The organism is Curtobacterium sp. MCLR17_058 (genome assembly GCF_003234705.2).
GTDB lineage: Bacteria > Actinomycetota > Actinomycetes > Actinomycetales > Microbacteriaceae > Curtobacterium > Curtobacterium flaccumfaciens.
This window is the reverse complement of the sequence record NZ_CP126262.1, coordinates 2,725,633-2,742,411: the sequence shown is the minus strand read 5'-3', so window position 1 is coordinate 2,742,411 and position 16,779 is coordinate 2,725,633. Positions and strand designations below refer to the sequence as shown.

Below are 16,779 nucleotides of genomic sequence, written 5' to 3'. Positions count from 1 at the left end.
CACGTCCTCGCCGGGACTATGGTCACGACATGGCCGACGACATCCGGATCGCGTTCCTGCTGTTCCCGCACCTGACCCAGCTCGACCTGACCGGTCCGGCGCAGGTCCTCAGCCGCGTGCCCGGCGCACGCGTCGAGTACGTGGCGGCGACGCTCGACCCGGTGCCGAGCGACTGCGGCTTGGCGCTCGTCCCCACCGTGACGATCAGGGATGCAGGCCCCGCGGATGTGCTCGTGGTGCCCGGTGGTGACGGTGCCTTCGACGCGATGCTCGACCCGGACGTCGTGGCCTTCGTGCGGCGCCAGGCCGAGCACGCGACGTGGATCACCTCGGTGTGCACCGGTGCCTTCGTGCTCGGCGCCGCCGGGCTGCTCGCCGGCAGACGCGCGACGACCCACTGGGCCTCGAAGCCGATGCTCGAGGCCTTCGGAGCGCAGCCGGTGGACGCCCGGATCGCCCGGGACGGCGCCGTCGTCAGCGCCGCCGGGGTGAGCGCGGGCATCGACATGGCGCTGTGGCTCGCCGCCGAGCTCGCCGGACAGTCCGCGGCCGAGGCGATCCAGTTGCAGATCGAGTACGACCCGCAACCGCCGTTCGACCACGGGTCGGCCGAGCGCGCCGACGCCGTCGTCGTCACCCGGGCCCGCGCAGCAGCCGAGGAATCGCGCGGCGCGAGGGTGACCCGCGCCGCCGCAGCCGTCCTGCGCTGACGCGGACCTGCACACGGTCACGAATCCCCGCTGGCCTCCGCCGAGTGGTCACGACACGTCGTTCCGCGCGCGGCCAGTCGACACTTCGTGACCGCTCGGGGCCATGCACGCGGGGTGTTGTGACCGGGCAGCCGCAGCAGCAGCCGCCGCCGCCGCCGCGCGGCCGCCGCGCGCTAGACCAGCGGCTTCCGCATCTGCGCCGACGTCACCTGGTACCCGAGCGCCGCGTAGAGCTCCTGGGCCCCCGTGTTGTAGCCGAACACGTTCAGCCCGATGCTCGTCGCACCGTGCTCCGCAGCGGCGCGGTGCCCGAGCTCGAGCGCCCGCCGTGCGTGCCCGCGGCGCCGGTGTGCCTCGTCGATCTCGACGTTGAACACCCACCAGTCGGTGCTGCCCGGCGTGAGCGGTCCGATCCACAGGTACCCGATGACGGTGTCGTCTTGGTCGGTGACGTCCCACACGAGGTGCCCGTCGGCGGGGGACCCGCCCGGGAACCAGCGGTCCCGTGACTGCTGCTCGTTCGCCTCGGCCTGCTCGCGGGTCTCGCCCGCCTGCATCCGCGACTCGACGTACTCGGCCATCGTGCGCTGGAGCCAGGCCGGGAGGCGCGTGGCCGGCATCAGTGCCAGCCGCGTGTCCGTCATCGGTTGCCCTTGGAACCCCGGCTCGGCTTCCCGCGCATCTTGCCGCGTCCGGGTGTCGGCCCCTTGCCGGTGTTCGACTTCTTGCCGGCGCCGGACTTGCCGCTGCCGGGCGACTTGGCCTTGGCCTTGCCGCCGGCGCCCGCGGCGCCGCCCTTGGAACCCGACGCACCCGACTCGCCGGACCCACCCGACCCGCCGGACGAACCCTTGGCACCCGACCCGGCCTTGGCGCTGCCACGAGCTGGACGCGAGTCGTCGTCGGCGTCGCGATCCGGGCCTCCTGGCTGGCGCGAACTGTTGGCGGTCCGCCCGCGCACCACGCCGATGAACTCCTCGGTGGTCTCGGTGGCGTCCTCGTCCCGCCAGACCAGCGCGATGCGCGTGCCCTCGGCGTCCATGAGCGGACGACCCACCAGGTCCTTGCGGCTGGCGGCGCGGAACAGTGACTGGGGGAGCACGACGACGCCGACGTTCGCCTCGACCAGGTCGAGCGATCCGTCGATGTCGGCGGGCACCGGGCCGGCGTCGATCACGTGGACCTCGGCGTCGGCGAGGTCGACCTCGGCGAGTTCGGCGAGGGGGGAGTCCTTGGGCATCGCGACGACGGCCGTCTCGGTCCAGAGCGGGATGGCGTTGTGCTGCTCGGACACGGGCATGCGTGCGAAGACCATGTCGGCCTCACCGGCCAGCGTGTCGTCGACGTCGTCGGCGCCGATCGGCCGCAGCCGGAGCTCGATGGAGGGGAAGCGTTCCCGCCAGACACGGGCCCACTTTGCGGGGGAGACCCCCGGCACGAAGGCGATGGTGAGAGCCGCGGTCATGCAGACGAGCATAGGGGCCGTACCCTTGTCCTCATGGCGCAGGAACAGACCATGAAGCCCGAGACGGCTGCGAAGAAGCTCGGCATCTTGCTGACGGCGGCTCCGGAGTCCTTCCAGAGCGCTCCCCTCACGCGGACCGCCTTCGACGAGCTCCGCACCGAACCCCCGACCTGGCTCGAGGACCTCCGACGCGACGGCCCGCACCCGCGACCCGTCGTGGCGCAGAAGCTCGGCATCTCCATCTCCGGCCTGAGCCGTGCGGGGATCGACGACGCACTGACCACGGCGGACATCAAGACGCTGCTCGAGCAGAAGCCCGAGTGGCTCGTCCGCGAGCGTGCGACGCAGGCCGCCGTCCACGCCGAGAACGCCCGCGTGAAGCAGGAGCGCGCCGCCAAGGCCGCTGCCCGCGCCGAGGACTGACCCCACCCCGCACCACTCCGCCGCACCGAGGACGCCCCACGTGCACGAGACCGTCGCCGACGCCATGCTCGTCGTGCCGCAGTTCGCGTCCGTGTGCTGCATCGTCGGTGACCGCTACCGACCGCGCCCGGGCGTGATCGTGCCGGCGGGCGTGATGCTCGTCGCGATGCTCATGCCCGTCGTCGACGCCGGGGCGGTGTGGACCCTGTTCGCCGCGACCCTCCTGCTCCTGCTCGCGCCGTTGCCCGTGATGCGTCGCCGCCGCGCCGACGGTCGCCGCGCGGAGCCGATGGACGTCCACCGCGCGCTCTCCGCCGTCGTGATGGCGGGGATGCTGCTGATGGGCCACGCCTCGGGTGTCGCCGGCGACCACGCGGGGCACGGCATCGCACTGTCCGCGGTGCTCGGGGCCGGCGTGATCGGCTACTGCGCGTTCAGCGGCTGGCTGCTCCGGTACGAGTGGGGCCGCGAGGACCGGCGGGCCGTCCGCAGCGGCGAGGTCTTCGCGATGACCGTCGCGGTGGTCGGCATGACCCTGGCGATGTAGCGGAGCGAGCGCTGGCGGTCGCGGCCCCGCAGCCGGTCCGTCGGGTCCGTCAGTCGCGTGCGGCGCTGTCCGTCGGGGCGTCCGCCGCGTGCGTCACCCGCTGCTTCGCCGCCTGGATCGTGTCCTTCGGCACCGGCGGCACGCCCCGCCGGATCCCGCGCAGGCCGACGACGAACAGGATCGCGGTCACGATCGCGAACACGACGAAGGTGATCCCGGTCGCCGCCCACAGCGGCAGCGCCAGGGTGAGCAGCGCCACCGCGAAGCCGGCCAGCGCGACCAGGGTCGTCAGGGCGAACCCGACGGCCACCCCGGTGAGCACCAGCCCGGTCTTCGCACCGCTCGCACGCTCGCCGATCTCGCGCCGCGCCGAGGCGACCTCCTCGCGCACGGCGCGCAGCACCGGCTCGAGGGCCTTCTGCACGAGTCCGGCGGTCACGGTGTCGCGGAACGACGGCCGTCCGGGAGCGGTCGTGTCGTCGTGGTCGGTGCTGCTCATGGGGTCTCCTGTCCGGGCGCGGCGGTCCGCGTCCCCTGACAGGACGCGACCGGTCCGATGATCGTCACGCTGGCTCGCGTGCGCCCGGTGCGTTCCCAGGTTGCGCAACGGACGGGAGGCCCGCCCCGCGTCGTCGACGCTGGACGGGCCTCCCGGGTGGTCGGGCCCACGGCCCTACTCGGCGACCTCCTCGAGGTCGTCGATCCCACGGGCGGCGGCCGCTGCGCGGCGGGCACGCATCGACGGCGCGGCGACGGCGGCGAGCACGGCCACGACCGCCACACCGGTGCACGCCCAAAAGCCGATGGTGAAGGCGTCGTCGGTCGGCAGCCCCTGCGGCGTGCTGTGCGAGGTGATCAGCGCGGCGATGACTGCGGTGCCGACGCTCGAGCCGATGGTCCGGACGACCGTGTTGGCGCTGATGGCCTCACCGGTCTGGTTCGCGGGGACGCTCTCGATGATCGCGTTCGAGCAGGCGGCCAGGGCCATGCCGATGCCGATGCCGGTCAGGACGCCGGAGGCCACCACCTGCCACAGCTCGGCGTGTGCGATCGCCGGCAGCACGAACGCGGCGACGATGGCGAACCCGCCGATGAGCATCGGCGGCTTCGGGCCGACCTTGCGCACCAGGATGCCCGCGATCGGCCCGGCGACGACCATCATCACGACGGTCGGCAGCAGGAAGAGACCGGCCTGCGTGACGTCCTTGCCGAAGCCGTAGCCGAGCGCCGTCGGGAGCTGCAGCAGCGTCGGCACGAGGACGAAGGTGCCGAACATCGCGAACCCGAAGACGAGTGCGACGACGTGGGCGGTCCAGACGCCACGGACCGCGAAGAGCCGGACGTCGATGAGCGGCTCGGCGACCCGGAGCTCGACCAGGACGAACACGACCAGTGCGACGGCGCCGAGGACCAGCAGACCGATGGTCTTGCCGTCACCCCAGCCCCAGGTCTCACCCTCGCTGACGGCGAGCAGGATGGCGACGAGTGACACCGCGAGGACGAACGTGCCGGCCATGTCCAGGCGGCCGGGCTTCCGGACCGGGGACTCCGGCATCCCGAAGACCGCGCCGAGCAGTGCGATGACGACGAGCACGGCGGGGAGCCAGAACAGCCAGTGCCAGGACAGGTGCTCGACGATGGGCCCGGCCGCGACGATGCCGACACCGGCACCGATGCCGAAGATCGCCGACAGCAGACCGATCGTGACGCTGACCTTCTCCTTCGGCAGCTCGTCACGGACGATGCCGATCGACAGCGGCATCACGGCTCCGGCCGCACCCTGCAGCGCGCGCCCGACGATCAGGACGCCGAGGTTCGGTGCGAGGGCGGCGAGCACGGCGCCGACGAGCAGGATCGACAGCACGACGATGAGGACCTTGCGCTTGCCGATCATGTCGCCGAGGCGACCGAGGATCGGCGTGAGCACCGAGGCGGAGAGCAGGTACGCGGTGAGCACCCAGCTCGTCGCACTGGTGGAGGCGCCGAGGTCCTGCCCGATGGTCGACAGTGCCGGGGCGACCAGCGACTGCAGGACCGCGAAGGACAGGCCGCCGAGGGACAGGTAGACGATGATCGCCGTGCTGTTCGGCCGGCGTCCGTCGGTGGTGGGGTGCGAGCCGGTGCGTGGGCTCTGCATGGTGTCGGTCATCGTGCTCCGTGTCGTCGTGGTCGTCAATGTAAACAATTGCTGACATGACGAGCGTACGCGTTCGAGAAGGCATGTCAACGCTTGCTTACATCCCTGTGAGGACCGGTAGGCTGCGCTCCATGAGCAAGGACGCCGCGGCCACCCGACTCCTGCTCGTGCAGGCCGCCCGGCGGCGGTTCGCCTTCGACGGGTACCGCGCGACGACCGTCCGCGACATCGCCGGGGACGCCGGGGTGAACGTCGCCCTGATCAACCGGTACTTCGGTTCGAAGGAGGGGCTCTTCCGCGCCTGCCTCGACCGTGTCGTCCGCGACCTGGGAGCCGAGGAGACGAGCCAGCAGGGCCTCGAACGGGCGCTGACCGGCATCATCACGCACATCGTGCGGGCCCCGACCGACGACGACTCCCTGCAGCTGATGCTCCTGCTCCGGTCCTCCGGCGACGACGGCGCCGATGCCATCCGCCGAGAGACGCTGCGCCGGTACGCCGAACGGCTCGCGGGCACGGTCGGCGGCGCCGGGTCCGAGGAACTGCTCGTCCGTGCCGAGATCGCGCTGGCGGTGGTGCTCGGGATGTCGATGCTCCGGCAGTCCACCGCGGTGGAACCACTGGCTTCCGCCGACGACGCCGTGGTGTCGGCCGCGCTCGAGGACGCCCTCCGCGCCCTGCTCGCGCCGTCGCGGTAGCGTCGAGCCGTGTCCGACCGTCCCGCACGTCGCCCCGACCCCGCTCCGCGCCTCGACGAGGTCGACGAGCGCATCCTCTGGACCCTGTCGGCCGACGCCCGGATCCCGAACAACCGGCTCGCGGCCGCCGTCGGCATCGCGCCGTCGACCTGCCTGGCACGGGTCCGCGCGCTCGAGGACGCCGGGGTCATCCGCGGCTACCGGGCCGAGGTGGACGTCGCCCGGCTCGGGTTCTCGATCGAGGCGATGGTGTCCGTCCGGGTGCACGCCGCGGCCCGCCACGAACTGCGGGACTTCGCCAAGCGCCTGCTGCGGGTGCCCGTCGTGCAGGACGTGTCGTTCCTGGCGGGGGACAAGGACTTCCTCGTGCACATCGCGTGCGAGTCGACCGAGCAGCTCCGCGACTTCGTCGCCGACGAACTCAGCGGCGACCCCTCGGTGGCGACGACGCAGACGAACATCGTGTTCGAACGCCTCGTCGCCGACCGTGCCACCCAGGGCCGCTCCTTCGACGAACTGCGGCGCTGGCGGGCCTGACGCGCGGAACCCGGGTCAGCGCTTCCGGGTCATCGGGATGTGCGGGATGCGGTCCTCCAGGTACTCGTCGCCCGAGCGCACGAATCCGAACCGGCCGTACCACTGCTCCAGGTGCGACTGGGCGCCGAGGGCGATGCTCGGCGAGCGGGACTCGGCGATCGCGGCCTCCATGAGCTGCGCGCCGAGCCCCTGGCCGCGGGCGTGCTTCGCGGTGGCGACCCGGCCGATGCGCTCGGTGCCGTCGGGCTCGCGGAGCAGGCGGAGCGTCGCGTCCACCGAACCGTTGCCGGCCCAGAACTGCACGGTGCCCGGCTCGAGGTCACGGCCGTCGATGTCGCCGTACGCGGCCTCCTGCTCGACGACGAAGACGTCCTGGCGGAGCCGCAGGATCTCGTGCAGCGTGACGATGTCCAGGTTGCGGGTCGGAGCGTTGAAGATCGAGACCACGGACGGCCCTTCCTGAGAATTTCTTCCGAAACAGGGTGTGTTCCGGACCGGATCGGCGTACATTGCCGGTCAACCACTCTACGTGCGCAGCCGAGATCAGGAGGTGAGCGCATGGACCACCCGTTGCGCGCACCCTGGCGCGCCGCACTCCGCATCGTCCTGCTGGGCGTCGGGACCCTCGCCGCCCTCGTGCTGCTGTCCCTGCTCCTCGGCGCGCGACCGGCCTCCGCCGCGACGGCCTCCGCCGCACCGACCGAGCAGCGCGGACTCGTCGGCAGCGTCGTCGACGGCGTCGGCGGCACCGTGCAGGGCGTGACCGGCGAGGTCGGCAAGGTCGTCGGCGGCGTGACGGATCCCATCCGCAAAGCCGTTGCACCCGCACCCGCACCTGCACCGGCACCTGCTGCGCCCGCTCCGGCCCCCGCGCCCGCACCTGCTCCGGTGCCCGCAGCGCCCGCTCCCGCACCCGTAGCCCCCGCTCCGGCTCCGGCTCCCGCAACCCCCGCGCCGTCGAGCCCCGCTCCGGTCGCGACCACACCGGCTGCCGAGCCCACCACGACCGCCCCGGCGGCCCACCCGGCCACGCGCCCGGTGCGACAGGTCGTCGACCAGGTGACCAGTGCCTCCCGGCCGGTCACCGACACCGTCGCGAACGTCCTGCGCCCCGTCACCGGCACCGTGGAACGCGTCACGGACGCGCGCCCCGTGACCGCCGTCGTCGACACTGTCGACGACGTGGTCGGCGGCGTCCCGGTGGTCGGCACGGTCCTCGGCGACGACACGCTCGGCACCGTCACCGGCCCGGTCACGGGCCTGGTCGACGACACGCTCGGCTCGGTCGGCACGACCGTGGGCACCGTCCCCGACGTGGTCGAGGGCGTCGTCCCGCCCGTCGGCGGCACCCTGCCAGGAGGCACGGCCCCCGTCGTCGACGTCCCCGCGCTCCCGGTGGGCGGCGGTTCGAACCCGTCCGCCGGGCCCGTCCCGTCGGTGCCGGTCGCGAACGCACCCGTCCGGCCCGGAACCGTCGCTCCGCAGGGCGCCACGGTGCTCACCGCACCCGCATCCGTACGCGTCGTCGCCGCCGATGCCGTGGGCGACCGCGCAGCCGGACTCCGCCCGTCGGAGCCCGTCGACGTAGCCGCCACGACGGCAACGGTCGGCCCGGTCGTCTCGGCCGTCGATGTGCAGGGCGCGACCCTCGGCGGACACGCGCTGCTCGTCCCCGCGGACGGCGAGGGCCACGGGTTCCCGTTCGACGGAGCCGACGCCGGCGTGCTCGGTGGCAGTGCCTCCTCGACCTCCGGCGGCGCAGCAGCCGTCGGCATCGTCGGCTCGACCGACGACATCGTCTCCCTCGCCGCGGGGTCTCGCGGCACGCTCTCCGACGACGCGGTCCCCGCATCGGTCGTCGGCGAGCACGACGTCGCCCCTGACTGAGATCGGTGCGCCTGTCCTCCACGGCAGGCACGCACACATCCCGGCTGCGTCCGCGGTCGGTGACGATCTCGATCAGGGAGTACGACCATGAACAAGTACGTCTCCAGAGGGCTCTGGTTCGCCCTCTTCGTCGGCGGGCTCACGCTCGGCGGCACGGCTGCGGCGAACGCGGCCACGACATCCGGTGCCGACGGCACCGTCTCGGGCACCCAGGTGGCCCCCGCCGTCGACGCCCCGGTGTCCCTCGGCGGCAACGCGATCGCCGTGCTCGGCGACGCGGTGTCGACGGCGACGGGGTCCACGCCCGCCGCTCCGGCGACTGCTCCGGCCACGACCGCTCCTGCCCCTAGCACCGCGGGCCAGGACGGCACGCTCTCGGGCACCCAGGTGGTGCCGGACGTCGCGGCACCGGTGACGGTCGGCGGCAACGCCGTGGCGGTCGCCGGTGACGCGGTCTCGGCCGCCGCACCCGCACCCGCGGCAGCTCCGGCGCCTGCAGCACCGGCACCGGCACCTGCCGCTCCTGCCGCTCCCGCTCCGAGCACCTCGGGCGAGGACGGCACGGCTTCCGGCACCCAGGTCGCCCCGGCCGTGACCGTCCCCGTGACGGTCTCCGGCAACGGGATCGGCGTCCTCGGTGACGGCACCTCGACGTCGACCGCCCCGGCGGCGGCGACACCGGCGCCGGTTGCCGAAGCCCCGTCGGCGCCCACCACCTCGGGCACCGACGGACTGCTCTCCGGCACCCAGGTGACCGGTCTGGTCGACGTCCCGGTGACGATCGGTGGCAACGGCATCGGTGTCCTCGGGGACGGCACGAGCACCGGCGGCACGACGGCTCCGGCCACCGGCACGACGACCCCGGCGGCCGGTGGTTCGACCTCGGGTTCGGACGGCACGGCCTCAGGCACGCAGGTGTCCCCGGTCGTCTCGATCCCGGTCACGGTGGCGGACAACGGCATCGGGCTGCTCGGGACGGGCACCGCGACGGGCACGGCGCCCGCTGCGGGTACGGGTACCGGAACTGCTCCGGCGGCCGGTGGTGCGACCTCGGGTTCGGACGGCACGGCCTCGGGCACGCAGGTGTCCCCGGTCGTCGACGTCCCGGTGACGATCGGTGGCAACGGCATCGGCGTCCTCGGTGACGGCACGAGCACCGGCGGCACGACGGCTCCGGCCACCGGTACCGCGACCCCGGCGGCCGGTGGTTCGACCTCTGGTTCGGACGGCACGGCTTCGGGCACGCAGGTGTCCCCGGTCATCGACGTCCCCGTGACGATCGGTGGCAACGGCATCGGTGTCCTCGGTGACGGGACGAGCACCGGCGGCGCCACGGCTCCGGCCACCGGCACCACGACCCCGACGACCGGCGGTTCGACCTCCGGCGACGACGGCCTGCTCTCCGGCACCCAGGTCACCCCGGTGATCAGCCTGCCGATCACGATCGGCGGCAACGGGATCGGCATCGTCGGTGACGGCACCAGCTCCACCCCCGGCACCGGCACGAACCCCGGGACCAACCCGGGCACGGACCCGGGCACGGACCCCGGTACGGACCCGGGCACGGACCCCGGTACCGACCCGGGCACGGACCCCGGTACCGACCCCGGTACGGACTCGGGCACCGTCCCCACCGACGGGACGGGCACCGACACCGGTACCACGCCCGGCACGGCGACCATCCCGGTGGGCACGGTCGACGTCGTCGAGCCGACCCGGGCCTCCACGGCGGGTGTGGTGGCCACCACGACCGCTGCCACCAGCGGGGTCCGCACCAGCGCCGGGACCGTCGCGGCAGCAGCCGCGGCCGGTGACGGCCAGCCGGAGCTCGCCTACACGGGAGCCGGCTCGCCGGTCCTGCCCGCCGGGTTCGCGCTCCTGCTGCTCCTCGCCGGAGCGGGCACGCTCGTGCTCCGTCGCCGGCACTGACCGGCGGGTGATCGAGGGGCGTCACACCGTGGCGCCCCTCGTCACCGTGCCCGGAGGGGCGTGCGCGTTCCACGACAGAACACCGGAGGATCGACGGATGTCCTGTCGGAACATGTGGGCGCATCGGATGCGTGTGCATGTTCCGACGGACCGCTCGTCGATCGACTCGTGCATCGTCGCAGTGCGGACGCCGGACGCGGACGCCGGACGCCGGACGCGGGCGCCGGACACCGCGGGCGCCACGTGCTCACCGCGCCCGGGGGAGACGCCCGGTTACGACGGCGCTGCCACCGTGGCGCGGCCGTCAGCGGCCTGGGGTATCGTTCCGACTACGCAAGCGCTCCGGGGTCGGTGTAATTCCGAGCCGGTGGTGACAGTCCACGAACTGATGACGGGTGCGAACCCGACAGAGGTTGACCCGGTGGGATTCCGGGACCGACGGTGAAAGTCCGGATGGGAGGCGCGCTGGGCGGACAGGACGACCCCACGACCCGTGGGGTGCGACCCGTCCGTCGATGCCGACGATCGTCGAACGCCCCCGGAGTCCCGTTGAGAGGACACCAGTGTTCACCGGCATCATCGAGGAACTCGGCACCGTCACCGCCGTCGAGCAGCAGGGCGACTCCGTCGCGCTCACCGTCCACGGCCCCGTCGTCGTGCAGGACGCCCGGCACGGCGACTCGATCGCGACGAGTGGTGTCTGCCTGACCGTCGTCGAGCAGACCCCCGAGACCTTCACCGCCTTCGTCATGAAGCAGACCCTCGACATGAGCGCCCACGGTGCACTCCGGGTGGGGGACCGCCTGAACCTCGAGCGCGCCGCCTCGGTGGGTGACCGCCTGGGCGGGCACATCGTGCAGGGCCACATCGACGGCACCGCCACGGTGCTCGAGACGGCCGACGGTGACGGCTGGCGACGCGTGCGGTTCTCGCTCGCGCCCGCACTCAGCCCGCTCGTGGTCGACAAGGGCTCGATCGCGCTCGACGGCGTCTCGCTCACGGTCAGCGCGGTCTCACCCGAGGACACCGCGCCCGACGCGGCCTGGTTCGAGGTGAGCCTGATCCCCGAGACGCTCGAGGCGACGACGCTCGGGCTCCGCGTGCCGGGTGACCGGGTGAACGTCGAGACCGACGTCCTGGCACGGCACGTCCGCCGCATGCTGCGGCTCGACGCCGCGGCGCATTCGCTCGAGACCGTCGGATCGGAGGCCCGGTGATGGTCGCCGAGGCCGGTGCCGTCCCGCAGGCACTCGGGTTGTCGAGCATCGAGGCCGCGATCGCGTCGATCGCCGCCGGTCGTCCGGTGATCGTCGTCGACGACGAGGACCGCGAGAACGAGGGGGACGTCATCCTGTCCGCCGAGCTCGCCTCGCCGGAGTGGATCGCGTGGACCGTCGCGCACTCGTCCGGGTTCATCTGCGCGCCGCTCAGCACCGAGATCGCCGACGCCCTCGACCTGCCGCCGATGGTGGCGCACAACGAGGACGTCCGCGGCACGGCCTACACGGTCACCGTCGACGCCGCCGTCGGTGTGACCACCGGCATCAGCGCTCATGACCGCGCCCGTACGCTGCGGGTCCTCGCCGACCCGACCTCGGTGCGCGACGACCTGCACCGACCTGGACACGTGGTGCCCCTGCGCGCACGACCGGGCGGGGTCCGGGAGCGCGCCGGGCACACCGAAGCAGCGATCGAGCTCGTCACCGCAGCCGGGCTCCGGCCCGCTGCGGCGATCTGCGAGATCGTCGACGAGGACGGCAGCATGATGCGGCTGCCGGCGCTCGTCGCACTCGGGGCACGCGAGGGCGTGCCCGTCATCACCATCGCCGCGCTCGCCGAGTGGCTGGACGCGGCAGACCGGGCGGCGGCAGCGACCGCAGCGCCCACGGAAGGAACGACACGATGAGCGGAGCAGGCGCGGCGGACCGCGACCAGGTCGACGGCACCGGGATCCGGGTGGCCGTCATCGCCGGACAGTGGCACGACACCATCGCCGCGGGCCTGCTGGCCGGCGCACAGCGCGAGGTCGAGCGGCTCGGGGCGACGGCCGAGGTCATCCCCGTCCCCGGCAGCTTCGAGCTGCCCGTGGTCGCGAAGACCGCGCTCGAGGCCGGTTTCGACGCGGCGGTCGCGCTCGGCGTCATCATCCGCGGCGGCACCCCGCACTTCGAGTACGTCTCGGGTGCTGCGACGAGCGGCCTGACGCAGGTCGCGATCGACACCGGCAAGCCCGTCGGGTTCGGCGTGCTCACGCTGGACGACGAGCAGCAGGGGCTCGACCGAGCCGGGCTGCCCGACTCCAAGGAGGACAAGGGCGCCGAGGCCGCACACGCGGCGATCAGCACCGCGGTGACGCTGCGGTCCCTGCGCCTCCCGGTCTGAGGCACCGGACACGCCACACAGAACGGCCCCGCACCGGTGAGGTGCGGGGCCGTTCTGTGTTTGCTGATCAGCGGCGGTGCTTGCTGGCTAGCGCTTGCCGAACACGTGGATCGGCAGGAAGAAGGAGAGGCTCATCAGGAGCACGCCCGCCATGAAGACGAAGGCCTGGCCCGACTCGACCTGGAAGGCGAACCCGAACAGGTACATCGACACCAGCAGCAGCAGGATCGAGAAAACAGCGGCGATGACGCGGCCCACGGGATACCTCCGGGTGTCGACGAGTGGATCGTTCCCCAGTCTATCCCCAGCCGGGGGTGTGCCGGTTCACGCTCCGGGTCGCGTCGCGATCAGACGGTCGACGACGGTGAGCAGGGTCTCCATGTCGACGCTGCCCCGCTTCGGTCGCACCTCGCTCGCGGCACCGAGTGAGGCCTGGTGGTACAGCCCGTCGCCGAGGAGCTTGACGGCCTGCGCGGTCGGCTCGTCGCCGAGGGCGTCGACGAGGGTCGCGAGCCAGGCGTTCTCGGTGTCGTCGAGGGTGCGTCCGGCCTCTTCGTAGCCGGCCTGCTGCAGGCGGCTCGCGGCGAGCAGGGCGAGGTCCAGCTCGCTGCCGACGAACAGGCAGTTGCGGACGAAGTAGCGCGCGGCGCCGTCCTCGGCCTCCTGCATGCGCTCGACGTCGATCGCGGACAGGTCCGACAGTCGCTCGCAGAGCCCCTCGACCAGCGCGGCCTTGGAGCCGAAGTGGTAGAGCAGGCCGCCCTTCGAGACACCGGCGCGCGCGGCGACGGCGTCGAGCGTGGCGGGACGCTCGCCCTCCTCGCACACGATGGCGACGAAGCTGTCGAGGACACGGTCGCGGGCACTGGCCATGCCGAGAGTCTAGGAGCAGTTCCGGGGGGCGCGGACGCCAGCTCCGCCGTCGCGGCCGTGAACGCTCACGAATTCCCTCGGGGCCATTGCCGATCGCTCCGGCGCCCGCTAGCGTCGAGACGACCGTGAAGGTTCACGAGACGACAAGGATCCGCATGTCAGCGCAGACGGCGAACACCGCCACCACCCCGACCCCGACCGCCACCGACCGCCCCGGGTGGGCCGTCCTCGGCCCCGGCGGCATCGCCCGACGCTTCCTCTCGCAGCTGCCCGCCAGCGGGGGTGTCCTGGTCGCGGCCGGCAGTTCGTCCGCCGAGCGGGCGCAGGTCTTCGCCGACGAGGCCGCCGGGTTCGGGTTCGCGGACGTGACCGCCGGTACCTACGACGACGTCCTCGCCGACCCGCGGGTGGACGCCGTCTACGTCTCGACCGTGCACACCGGGCACGCCCGACTCGTCCTCGCCGCACTCGAGGCTGGCAAGGCCGTCCTGTGCGAGAAGCCCCTCGCCGTGAACCACGGCACCGCGATGGCACTCACCGATGCTGCGCGCCAGGCCGGCCTGCCGCTCGTCGAGGCGTTCATCTACCGCTTCCACCCGCAGACCGCGGCACTGCTCGACCTGATCCGCGACGGCGTGATCGGCGACGTGACCCACGTCGACGCCTCGTTCGCGTTCCGGACGGGCGAGCGCACCGGTCGCCTGTTCGACGTCGACACCGCCGGCGGCGGGATCCTCGACGTCGGCGGGTACCCGGTGACGATGGCCGCGGCGATCGTGCAGGCCGCAACCGGGGTCGCCGTCGCCGAGCCGGTGGACCTCACCGCCACGGGCACGCTCGGGCCGACCGGGGTCGACGAGTGGACGGTCGCGCAGCTCACCTACAAGGGCGGGATCACGGCGACGGTCCGGACCGGCGTCTTCGTGCAGGACGACAACGCCGTGTCGGTGTCCGGCTCGCGCGGTCGCATCGTGCTCACCGACCCGTGGACCCTGGGCGACGACCCCACCATCGAGATCCACACCGTCGACGAACCCCCTCGCTCGCTGTCGTTCGCGGGTGAGCACCCCTACGCCCGAGAAGCCGACGCCACCACCGACGCCCTGCGTGCCGGTGCGGTCGAGGCGGCGCAGATGACCATCGACGAGACCCTCGCCACCGCCCGCACGCTCGACAGGTGGCGCGCGGCGATCGGCCTGCGCTACCCGTTCGAGGCGGAGACCGCCGACATCCCGACGGTGTCCGGCCGGCCGCTCACCGTGCAGGACGGCAACCCGATGCGCTACGGCGAGGTGCCGGGCGTCGGCAAGCGGATGTCCCGCCTGGTGATGGGCGTCGACAACCAGCCCGACCTGGCACACGCCAGCGCGATCTTCGACCTGTTCGTCGAGCAGGGCGGCAACGTCTTCGACACCGGCTACATCTACGGCGGCGGTGTGCTCGAAGGACGGCTCGGCAAGTGGATCCAGAACCGGGGGATCCGCGAGGACGTGGTCGTCATCACGAAGGGCGCCCACACCCCGCACTGTGACCCGGAGTCGATCACCCGGCAGCTGCTCGAGAGCCTCGAGCGCCAGGGAACCGACTACGCGGACATCTACATGATGCACCGCGACAACCCCGACATCCCGGTGGGGGAGTTCGTCGACGTGCTCGACGAGCACCGCCGGGCCGGCCGCATCCGCGTCTACGGCGGCTCGAACTGGACCCCGGCACGGTTCGACGAGGCGAATGCCTACGCACGGGCCAACGGCAAGCACGGGTTCGAGGTGCTCAGCAACCACTTCGGTCTCGCCGAGGCGTACGACGTGCCGTGGGACGGCTGCGAACACGCGACCGATGCGGCATCGAAGGCCTGGCTCGAGGAACGCCAGGTCCCGCTGCTGCCGTGGTCGTCGCAGGCCCGCGGCTTCTTCACCGGCCGCGCGACGCGTGAGGACACCAGCGACGCCGAACTCGTCCGCTGCTACTACTCGGACGACAACTTCGAGCGGCTCCGGCGTGCGCGGGAACTCGGCACGCAGTTCGGCGTCCCCGCGACGGCGATCGCCCTGGCGTACGTGCTCAACCAGCCGTTCCCGACGTTCCCGCTCTTCGGACCCCGTACGATCGCGGAGGCCCGGTCGTCCATGACCGGCCTCTCCGTCGACCTCTCCCCGGAACAGGTGGCATGGCTGGACCTCCGCGCCTGACCCCGGGCGGCCGCGCGACGATCATCGACGTCGCCGCGGCCGCCGGGGTGTCCCGGCAGACCGTCACCCGCGCGATGAACGGCATGTCCGGCATCAGCGCGGCGACCAAGGACCGCGTGCTCCAGGCCGCGGCTGCGCTCGACTACCGTCCGTCACGGTTCGGCCGCGGGCTCGTCACGGGTGGCGACCACCAGCTCGGGCTCGTCGTCAACGACCTGCGGAACCCCTACGCACCGGCACTCGCCTCCGCGGTGCTCGGCCTGGCCGCCGCCCGCGGGTGGAACGTCATGCTCGCCGACGTCGGGCTCGCGAGCGACTCGGACCGGATGGTGGAGTCCCTCGGTGCCCAGACCGACGTCGTGATCGGCTACCTCGGGTCCCGTGCGCCGGAGTGGATCGAACGGCTCGGCTCGGTCCCGGTCGTCGAGCTCGACCCCTCGGGGCCGGTGACCCGCGCCGCGGTCCGGATCGACCCGACCGCCGCGATCGAGGACCTCGCCGACCACCTCGTCGACGTCGGGGTGAAGCACCCCGTCGTGCTCGACGCCGCCGCCGACGGCGCGCCGAGTCAGCGCGGGGAGCACATGGTCGCGGCACTCCGGCGTCGCGGGTACCTGCCCGACCTCGTCGTCGCGTCCGCGCCCACCGCAGAGGCCGGTGCCGAACGGACCGAACGGATCCTCGCCGAGCACCGCCGGGTCGATGCGGTCCTGGCGTTCAACGACGTGCTGGCGCTCGGCGTGCTGTCGGCCTGTCGTCGTGCCGGCGTCGACGTCCCCGCTGACGTCCGCGTGGTCGGCGTCGACGGCCTGCCGCTCGGGACGCTCGTCGCGCCGACGCTCACCACGCTGGCCGTCGACCTCGACGAGGTCGCCGGCCAGGCCCTCGACCTGGCGCTCGGCATGCTCGCGGGCGAGCTGCCGCGCTCGGGCGCGGCCGTCGAGCGCACGGTGCGACACCGGTTGCTGCTCCGCGAATCGGCGTAGGCCCGACGACGCG

The 16,779-nt window shown here is 72.9% G+C and carries 19 protein-coding genes and 1 riboswitch; of the genes, 12 read left to right on the top strand and 7 right to left on the bottom strand.

Annotated elements, in window-relative coordinates; all coding sequences use genetic code 11:
* Positions 1–29: 29 nt before the first annotated feature.
* Positions 30–710: a DJ-1/PfpI family protein gene (locus DEJ11_RS12935; protein ID WP_111103645.1), complete on the top strand. Its 681-nt coding sequence runs from the start codon at positions 30–32 to the stop codon at positions 708–710.
* Between the two features lie 173 nt (positions 711–883).
* Here the strand turns inward: DEJ11_RS12935 and DEJ11_RS12930 are convergent, their stop codons facing one another.
* Both DEJ11_RS12930 and DEJ11_RS12925 read right to left on the bottom strand, forming a co-directional pair.
* Positions 884–1,354, bottom strand: coding sequence for a GNAT family N-acetyltransferase (locus DEJ11_RS12930; protein ID WP_111038132.1), 471 nt, complete (start codon positions 1,352–1,354; stop codon positions 884–886).
* On the bottom strand, positions 1,351–2,175 hold the full coding sequence (locus DEJ11_RS12925; RefSeq protein WP_220038326.1) for a LysR family transcriptional regulator substrate-binding protein: 825 nt from the start codon (positions 2,173–2,175) through the stop codon (positions 1,351–1,353). Before DEJ11_RS12925 ends, DEJ11_RS12930 begins: the two co-directional genes overlap by 4 nt.
* 33 nt (positions 2,176–2,208) lie before the next feature.
* On the opposite strand from DEJ11_RS12925, the gene DEJ11_RS12920 reads away from it, so the two are divergent.
* The gene (locus DEJ11_RS12920) at positions 2,209–2,598 is read left to right on the top strand and encodes a DUF5997 family protein (RefSeq protein WP_017888549.1); all 390 of its coding nucleotides are present in this window, start codon (positions 2,209–2,211) and stop codon (positions 2,596–2,598) included.
* Positions 2,599–2,638: 40 nt separating this feature from the next.
* Entirely contained in the window at positions 2,639–3,145 is a 507-nt protein-coding gene (locus tag DEJ11_RS12915; protein WP_017888550.1) for a hypothetical protein, read from the top strand.
* A 49-nt stretch (positions 3,146–3,194) separates the two neighbouring features.
* Here the strand turns inward: DEJ11_RS12915 and DEJ11_RS12910 are convergent, their stop codons facing one another.
* Both DEJ11_RS12910 and DEJ11_RS12905 read right to left on the bottom strand, forming a co-directional pair.
* Positions 3,195–3,644, bottom strand: a complete 450-nt coding sequence (locus DEJ11_RS12910; protein ID WP_111029358.1) for a phage holin family protein — start codon at positions 3,642–3,644, stop codon at positions 3,195–3,197.
* 174 nt (positions 3,645–3,818) lie between these two features.
* The gene (locus tag DEJ11_RS12905) at positions 3,819–5,294 is read right to left on the bottom strand and encodes an MFS transporter (protein ID WP_111054379.1); all 1,476 of its coding nucleotides are present in this window, start codon (positions 5,292–5,294) and stop codon (positions 3,819–3,821) included.
* A gap of 119 nt (positions 5,295–5,413) precedes the next feature.
* Here DEJ11_RS12905 and DEJ11_RS12900 point away from each other — a divergent pair, with 119 nt between their 5' ends.
* Entirely contained in the window at positions 5,414–5,980 is a 567-nt protein-coding gene (locus DEJ11_RS12900; protein WP_071405114.1) for a TetR/AcrR family transcriptional regulator, read from the top strand.
* A 9-nt stretch (positions 5,981–5,989) separates the two neighbouring features.
* The gene (locus DEJ11_RS12895) at positions 5,990–6,517 is read left to right on the top strand and encodes an Lrp/AsnC family transcriptional regulator (RefSeq protein WP_027466312.1); all 528 of its coding nucleotides are present in this window, start codon (positions 5,990–5,992) and stop codon (positions 6,515–6,517) included.
* 15 nt (positions 6,518–6,532) lie between these two features.
* Here DEJ11_RS12895 and DEJ11_RS12890 read toward each other — a convergent pair whose 3' ends face one another.
* On the bottom strand, positions 6,533–6,964 hold the full coding sequence (locus DEJ11_RS12890; protein ID WP_027466313.1) for a GNAT family N-acetyltransferase: 432 nt from the start codon (positions 6,962–6,964) through the stop codon (positions 6,533–6,535).
* A gap of 111 nt (positions 6,965–7,075) precedes the next feature.
* On the opposite strand from DEJ11_RS12890, the gene DEJ11_RS12885 reads away from it, so the two are divergent.
* From DEJ11_RS12885 to ribH, 5 genes are all read left to right on the top strand, one after another.
* Entirely contained in the window at positions 7,076–8,404 is a 1,329-nt protein-coding gene (locus DEJ11_RS12885) for a hypothetical protein (protein WP_181440835.1), read from the top strand.
* Positions 8,405–8,491: 87 nt separating this feature from the next.
* On the top strand, positions 8,492–10,333 hold the full coding sequence (locus tag DEJ11_RS12880; protein ID WP_111103642.1) for a beta strand repeat-containing protein: 1,842 nt from the start codon (positions 8,492–8,494) through the stop codon (positions 10,331–10,333).
* 334 nt (positions 10,334–10,667) lie between these two features.
* Positions 10,668–10,802: riboswitch (FMN riboswitch) on the top strand.
* A 94-nt stretch (positions 10,803–10,896) separates the two neighbouring features.
* A complete protein-coding gene (locus DEJ11_RS12875) occupies positions 10,897–11,550 on the top strand; it encodes a riboflavin synthase (protein ID WP_111103641.1) in 654 nt (217 codons plus the stop codon).
* Positions 11,550–12,239 carry a 3,4-dihydroxy-2-butanone-4-phosphate synthase gene (gene ribB, locus DEJ11_RS12870; RefSeq protein WP_084741376.1) on the top strand — a complete coding sequence of 230 codons (690 nt, stop codon included), beginning with the start codon at positions 11,550–11,552 and terminating at the stop codon, positions 12,237–12,239. Before DEJ11_RS12875 ends, ribB begins: the two co-directional genes overlap by 1 nt.
* The gene (gene ribH / locus DEJ11_RS12865) at positions 12,236–12,715 is read left to right on the top strand and encodes a 6,7-dimethyl-8-ribityllumazine synthase (protein WP_071406282.1); all 480 of its coding nucleotides are present in this window, start codon (positions 12,236–12,238) and stop codon (positions 12,713–12,715) included. The genes ribB and ribH overlap by 4 nt, the downstream gene beginning before the upstream one ends.
* 87 nt (positions 12,716–12,802) lie before the next feature.
* Here the strand turns inward: ribH and DEJ11_RS12860 are convergent, their stop codons facing one another.
* Together DEJ11_RS12860 and DEJ11_RS12855 are read right to left on the bottom strand one after the other, a co-directional pair.
* The gene (locus tag DEJ11_RS12860; RefSeq protein WP_017888559.1) at positions 12,803–12,973 is read right to left on the bottom strand and encodes a hypothetical protein; all 171 of its coding nucleotides are present in this window, start codon (positions 12,971–12,973) and stop codon (positions 12,803–12,805) included.
* Positions 12,974–13,039: 66 nt separating this feature from the next.
* On the bottom strand, positions 13,040–13,588 hold the full coding sequence (locus tag DEJ11_RS12855; protein ID WP_027466318.1) for a TetR/AcrR family transcriptional regulator: 549 nt from the start codon (positions 13,586–13,588) through the stop codon (positions 13,040–13,042).
* Between the two features lie 155 nt (positions 13,589–13,743).
* On the opposite strand from DEJ11_RS12855, the gene DEJ11_RS12850 reads away from it, so the two are divergent.
* A complete protein-coding gene (locus DEJ11_RS12850) occupies positions 13,744–15,780 on the top strand; it encodes an aldo/keto reductase (protein WP_111103640.1) in 2,037 nt (678 codons plus the stop codon).
* On the top strand, positions 15,759–16,766 hold the full coding sequence (locus DEJ11_RS12845; protein ID WP_111029363.1) for a LacI family DNA-binding transcriptional regulator: 1,008 nt from the start codon (positions 15,759–15,761) through the stop codon (positions 16,764–16,766). The genes DEJ11_RS12850 and DEJ11_RS12845 overlap by 22 nt, the downstream gene beginning before the upstream one ends.
* Positions 16,767–16,779: the final 13 nt, after the last annotated feature.

Excerpts from the sequence above, each read along its gene's own strand:
- DEJ11_RS12935 (WP_111103645.1), top strand. The coding sequence starts at position 30 with ATGGCCGACGACATCCGGATCGCGTTCCTGCTGTTCCCGCACCTGACC.
- DEJ11_RS12930 (WP_111038132.1), bottom strand. The coding sequence starts at position 1,354 with ATGACGGACACGCGGCTGGCACTGATGCCGGCCACGCGCCTCCCGGCC.
- DEJ11_RS12925 (WP_220038326.1), bottom strand. The coding sequence starts at position 2,175 with ATGACCGCGGCTCTCACCATCGCCTTCGTGCCGGGGGTCTCCCCCGCA.
- DEJ11_RS12920 (WP_017888549.1), top strand. The coding sequence starts at position 2,209 with ATGGCGCAGGAACAGACCATGAAGCCCGAGACGGCTGCGAAGAAGCTC.
- DEJ11_RS12910 (WP_111029358.1), bottom strand. The coding sequence starts at position 3,644 with ATGAGCAGCACCGACCACGACGACACGACCGCTCCCGGACGGCCGTCG.
- DEJ11_RS12905 (WP_111054379.1), bottom strand. The coding sequence starts at position 5,294 with ATGACCGACACCATGCAGAGCCCACGCACCGGCTCGCACCCCACCACC.
- DEJ11_RS12900 (WP_071405114.1), top strand. The coding sequence starts at position 5,414 with ATGAGCAAGGACGCCGCGGCCACCCGACTCCTGCTCGTGCAGGCCGCC.
- DEJ11_RS12885 (WP_181440835.1), top strand. The coding sequence starts at position 7,076 with ATGGACCACCCGTTGCGCGCACCCTGGCGCGCCGCACTCCGCATCGTC.
- DEJ11_RS12880 (WP_111103642.1), top strand. The coding sequence starts at position 8,492 with ATGAACAAGTACGTCTCCAGAGGGCTCTGGTTCGCCCTCTTCGTCGGC.
- ribB (WP_084741376.1), top strand. The coding sequence starts at position 11,550 with ATGGTCGCCGAGGCCGGTGCCGTCCCGCAGGCACTCGGGTTGTCGAGC.
- ribH (WP_071406282.1), top strand. The coding sequence starts at position 12,236 with ATGAGCGGAGCAGGCGCGGCGGACCGCGACCAGGTCGACGGCACCGGG.
- DEJ11_RS12855 (WP_027466318.1), bottom strand. The coding sequence starts at position 13,588 with ATGGCCAGTGCCCGCGACCGTGTCCTCGACAGCTTCGTCGCCATCGTG.
- DEJ11_RS12850 (WP_111103640.1), top strand. The coding sequence starts at position 13,744 with ATGTCAGCGCAGACGGCGAACACCGCCACCACCCCGACCCCGACCGCC.
- DEJ11_RS12845 (WP_111029363.1), top strand. The coding sequence starts at position 15,759 with ATGGCTGGACCTCCGCGCCTGACCCCGGGCGGCCGCGCGACGATCATC.